Here is a 3,220-nt window from a genome sequence, read left to right on the forward strand (position 1 = left end):
ACATTACCTTCCGTTTAAGAATTTAATCATTTAAACGTATTATAAATTACATTACTATCTAATGCAATAAAGAAGTAGCACCAACTTTAAGTATAAATATAGAAAGTTTCATAAACAGCCATTTTTGTTTTTTCAGATTTGTAAGAATGTTGGTTCTTTTTTCTGTAACAATTGCCAAATCCATTCCAGCTACAACGAGGACAAACACACGAAATTCACGAAGCCTATATCAAATTGGGGTAGTAACACATCGGTATCAAGTTTAAATTTTATAGTGCCCCCAAAACAGAAACTTTTTGTCTTTTATAGCAAAGAAGTTCATTTTGGGGGTAATCTATTTTCTTAACTTAATAGTGATGTGACGATACTCCTATTACAAAATTTTAAAAGAATTCTTTGCATAGAAGATGTAACAAAGTAGGTAGGGTTCTTTTAGTCATTTAATCTTTTCATCTGATGATCTTTTCCCCATTCAAATAGTTCATTCATAATTTGCATTAAAGATTTTCCGTGTTCACTTATTGTGTACTCAACCTTTGGTGGTACTTCTTGATATACGGTACGATGAATAATCCCATCAGCTTCAAGTTGTCGAAGTTGTTGTGTAAGAACTTTTTGTGTAAGGTTTGGAATTTCTCGTTTGATTTCATTTGTTCGCATTTTTCCATCCATCAAAACACATAAAATATAAACTTTCCATTTTCCGCCGATTACATCGAGTGTTGTTGCAATTGGGCAGTCATCATTTTGATTCATATAACACCTCCAAAGGTACCTCAAGGTTCCTATAGTACCTGAAAGTACGTACTTTTCAATTATATGTGACTCATTCATACTAATACTAAAGGGTTTGAATTATTTATAAGGGGGAAGAAACTATATGAAAACACTTGTAATTGTAGCACATCCTGATATTGAAAAGTCTCGAATTAATAAAAGATGGATAGAAGAGCTTGAGAAACATTCCGATGAAGTTACGGTGCATGAACTATATAAAGCGGCACCAAATTGGGAGTTTAATGTTGAAGAGGAACAAAAGCTGTTAGTAGAACACGACCGATATATATTTCAATTTCCATTTTATTGGTATAGCTCACCGCCTTTATTAAAGAAGTGGTTTGATGATGTGTTAACGTATGGATTTGCTTACGGATCTAAAGGGGATAAAGTGAAGGGAAAAGAGTTTGGTGTAGCTATTTCTATAGGTGGATTAGAAAAAGACTATGAAAATAGCGGGATTACAATGGCTGAGTTGACGAAACCATTTCACGCTACAAGCTTATACACGGGAATGGAATTTATACCTTCGTTTTATTTATATGGTGCAGAATATGAAATCAGTGATGAAGAGATTGATAAAAGTGCACCTGAGTATGTGCAATATGTGATGAATAAGAAGTATTCTAATATATAAGGAGAAATGGCCATTTACTTGCTTAAGTAGATGGCTATTTTTTTATCCCGCTATTTGCGGGCAGTAGGACTCCTACCTCAAAATTCAGTGAATACGAGGGAGTTAGGTGGGAGTCGGGCCGCCCGTAAAAGCCCGATTGGTGAGGGCTGATTAAAGTTTCACTTTATTGGTTTTATATTCACTAAGTGTAATCTTTAGTAAATTAATAATTAATCTGATAAAATAAAAAACCTAACATATATAAAGGGGAGTTTTACTTGAGAACGATGCGACAATTATTACAAAAAAGAGCAATGCAATCACCAAATTTGGAAGCGCTTGTAGGGGGAGAGAAAAGATATTCATTTCAGCAGTATAATGAACGAGTAAATCAGCTTGCACATTATTTGTTACATAACGGTTTGCAAAGAGGGGATCGTATAGGAATCCTATGTAAAAATAATCCCCCGTTTCCAAGCGTTCTGATGGCAAGTTTGAAAATTGGAGCGGTATTTATTCCGCTAAATCATCAGCTTACTGCTTATGAATTAGAAACGATTGTAAAAGAAGCAAAGTTAAAAGTATTAGTTATTGATGAAGAATTTAGTGAAGTGTTATTAAAGATTGATGCTGTTAAAGAAATTCCTTATGTAATTAAAACGACAGAAGAAGGCTTTGGTTCATTTGAATTAAAATTGCAAGAACAGCCAATTACAGAACCGAACGTAGAAGTTCATGAAGATGATGATGCGATTTACTTATTTACTTCAGGAACGACTGGACAGGCAAAAGCATGTGTGATTGGACATAAAAACTTACACTATTATTTTGCTGAGATTGCGGGGCAAAGAGAAATTCCAGCAGGTGAACGCTTTTTATCAGTGCATCCATTGTTTCATATGAGTGGGGTGCTTTCTATTTTAAATTGCATTTATCATGGCATAACGATGATTTTCTTATCTGATTCAAATCCTACTCTTATTTGGGATAAGATTGAAGAAGAGAAAATTACTACGATGCTTGCGTTTCCAGCGGTTTATAGTTATATGCTTGATGAACTAAATAAAAAAGAGCGTAACATTTCAACCTTTAAAATAGCGCAAAGCGGTGGTACAAAAGTGCCAGAAACACTCATTCAAAAATATATGAAAAAAGGAATATATATGGTGCAAGGGTATGGTAGTACAGAAGGCTGGGTTGTAACCTCATGGCATCCAATGATGGGAAAAGAAAAGATGTCTTCTGTAGGAAAAACTCTTAAACATGTAGAATTGAAAATTGTTCATCCAGAAACAGGTGATGAACTAACAACAAATGAAGTTGGAGAGATTCATGTAAGAAGTCCGTACATGTTTAAAGGATATTGGAATAATGAAAAGGCGACAAAGAAGGTAGTAAAAGATAATTGGTTTAACATGGGCGATGCTGGCATGATAGATGACGATGGATTTCTACATATTATGGGAAGATATAAAGACGTTATCGTACGCGGTGGTGACAACGTATATCCAGATCAAGTAGAAGATGTTATTCATGAAATAAACGGTGTTTTAGAAGTTGCAGTAGTTGGAATTCCAGATGACTTTTGGGGTGAGATTCCAACAGCTTACATTGTAAAGGACATTCAAACACCTTTAACAGAAGAAGAAATTATTCAACATTGTAAGGAGAAACTAGCAAACTATAAAATACCGGAAGTTGTATTTATGGACGAATTACCGAAAAACGCTTTAGGGAAAGTGTTGAAGAGGGAATTAAGGGAAGTTGTTATTTTAAAATAAAAAAGTTGTTAAACGATAAGGAATCCAGTTATGTAGTAAGCATAAC

At 34.2% G+C, this 3,220-nt stretch carries 3 protein-coding genes; 2 read left to right on the forward strand and 1 reads right to left on the reverse strand.

Annotation, left to right across the window (positions count from 1 at the left end):
- Positions 1-432: 432 nt before the first annotated feature.
- On the reverse strand, positions 433-756 hold the full coding sequence (locus AB3X48_RS19840) for a winged helix-turn-helix transcriptional regulator (RefSeq protein ID WP_002137377.1): 324 nt from the start codon (positions 754-756) through the stop codon (positions 433-435).
- Between the two features lie 124 nt (positions 757-880).
- Between AB3X48_RS19840 and AB3X48_RS19845 the strand changes: the two genes are divergently transcribed.
- A complete protein-coding gene (locus tag AB3X48_RS19845; RefSeq protein ID WP_016105524.1) occupies positions 881-1,414 on the forward strand; it encodes an NAD(P)H-dependent oxidoreductase in 534 nt (177 codons plus the stop codon).
- Between the two features lie 257 nt (positions 1,415-1,671).
- Positions 1,672-3,174: a class I adenylate-forming enzyme family protein gene (locus AB3X48_RS19850; RefSeq protein ID WP_016105523.1), complete on the forward strand. Its 1,503-nt coding sequence runs from the start codon at positions 1,672-1,674 to the stop codon at positions 3,172-3,174.
- The last annotated feature ends 46 nt before the right edge of the window (positions 3,175-3,220 follow it).

This window comes from Bacillus sp. S4, from assembly GCF_040838205.1.
In the GTDB taxonomy this organism is placed as follows: domain Bacteria; phylum Bacillota; class Bacilli; order Bacillales; family Bacillaceae_G; genus Bacillus_A; species Bacillus_A cereus_U.

What these genes read in the sequence shown, in the direction of transcription:
- AB3X48_RS19840 (WP_002137377.1), bottom strand. Translation starts at nt 756, where the DNA reads ATGAATCAAAATGATGACTGCCCAATTGCAACAACACTCGATGTAATC.
- AB3X48_RS19845 (WP_016105524.1), top strand. Translation starts at nt 881, where the DNA reads ATGAAAACACTTGTAATTGTAGCACATCCTGATATTGAAAAGTCTCGA.